This window comes from Oleiphilus sp. HI0132, from assembly GCF_001635845.1.
This window is the reverse complement of sequence record NZ_LWGJ01001284.1, coordinates 1-1,858: the sequence shown is the minus strand read 5'-3', so window position 1 is coordinate 1,858 and position 1,858 is coordinate 1. Positions and strand designations below refer to the sequence as shown.

Below are 1,858 nucleotides of genomic sequence, written 5' to 3'. Positions count from 1 at the left end.
GGGTTCAAGCAAAGTCAATGTTTGTTTATAAAGCTTACAGTAATGTTAAAGATGATATACTTGTTTGTTTTTTGATGTCGCGATTGTTTCTCGATTGTTATTGGTATGCGTTGAAAGGTGAAGTTTAAGATGGGATCGGTTCAAGAAGCTCTAGAAATTATTAAACGCGGAGCTGAAGAGTTAATAGTAGAAGAAGACTTAGTAAAGAAGCTTGAGGCGGGGAAGAAACTTCGTGTCAAAGCTGGATTTGACCCAACTGCTCCAGATTTACATTTAGGGCATACGGTACTCATTAATAAGTTGAAGCAGTTTCAGGATCTTGGTCATGAGGTGCTGTTCTTGATTGGTGACTTTACCGGCATGATTGGTGATCCTACCGGTAAAAGTGCTACACGGCCGCCTTTGACTGAAGAGCAGGTGGCGCAAAATGCGCAGACCTATAAAGAGCAGGTGTTCAAAATTTTAGATCCTGAGTTAACAACGGTCATGTTTAACTCAGAATGGATGTCGAAGATGTCTGCTGCGGATATGATCAAGCTGGCCGGGCAATATACTGTAGCGAGAATGCTAGAGCGTGATGACTTTAGTAAGCGCTTTAAAGGGGAGCAGTCCATTGCAATTCATGAGTTCTTGTACCCGTTAGTGCAAGGTTATGACTCGGTTGCAATGGCGGCAGATGTTGAATTGGGTGGAACTGACCAAAAGTTCAACTTATTAATGGGGCGTACTTTGCAGAAAAATGCGGGTATGGATCCTCAGACAATTCTAACGATGCCTTTATTAGAGGGTTTGGATGGTGTCCAGAAAATGTCCAAATCGCTCAATAACTATGTGGGTGTGAATGATGCGCCGGGTGAGATTTACACGAAGTTGCTATCGCTACCTGATGAAATGATCTGGCGCTACTATGAATTATTAAGCTTTAAGTCATTGGCAGAGATAGAGGTTCTTAAACAAGAGGTTGCGCAAGGGAGAAACCCGCAAGAGGTTAAAGATCTGTTTGCGCGCGAAATCATTGAGCGTTTCCATGATGCGGAGTCGGCGGCGACTGCGCATAACTCGGCAGGCAACCGAGTCGGTTTGGGTGAGATTCCAGATAATGTTCCGGAAGTTGATGTTGATGCTGAGGGGCAGTCGGAGTTGCCAGTATCTGCTGTACTAAGAATGGCGGCTTTGGTAAAGAATGGTGCAGCAGCTAAAGATGTCTTGGGTCGCGGTGCAGTCTATGTAGAAGGCGAGAAGGTAGAGGCGAGCTTGAAGTTGTCGGTGCCTGGTATATATGTGATTCAGGCGGGCAAGAAAAAGATAGCTAAAGTCTCGTTAAAATAGCGTTACAAACTAATTTATAAAAAGTTTGATAAAGGTGTTGACCTAAAGAATCAGCTCTATATAATGCGCACCTCCTTAAGACGAACCGCTTCGAAAGCGGCGAAGTTTGAAGGAGATAGAGGATGAATTAAGTGATTAAAATCAGTAATTTATCTTCGCTTGTTAAAGGTTTTGGTTTTCGGTTTTGAATTTAAATTTCTTCGAAAACAAATTAAAAAAAATCGTTGACAAGCAAATGAGACGCTGTAGAATACGCGCCTCGCTTGAGGGATCTCAAGCAAGCTCTTTAAAAAATTAACCAAGCAATTCGTGTGGGCGCTGGCTGAGATGATTTCACGATAAAGCACTCTGATCTAACTTGTTAGAGAGGATGTTGCTTAAGAAATTATCAAGTCAACGACCTGTACAATTTATTTGAACAGTAAGTAACTTGAGCAAGTATATGAAGCTTTTGCTTCGACTAGATTGAACTGAAGAGTTTGATCATGGCTCAGATTGAACGCTGGCGGCAGGCTTAACACATGCAAGT

Annotated in this window: 1 protein-coding gene; it reads left to right on the top strand. The window is 42.5% G+C overall.

What is annotated here, in order from left to right:
* The first annotated feature begins 129 nt into the window (after nucleotides 1-129).
* Nucleotides 130-1,329, top strand: coding sequence for a tyrosine--tRNA ligase (tyrS, locus tag A3766_RS19525; RefSeq protein WP_068513052.1), 1,200 nt, complete (start codon nucleotides 130-132; stop codon nucleotides 1,327-1,329).
* The last annotated feature ends 529 nt before the right edge of the window (nucleotides 1,330-1,858 follow it).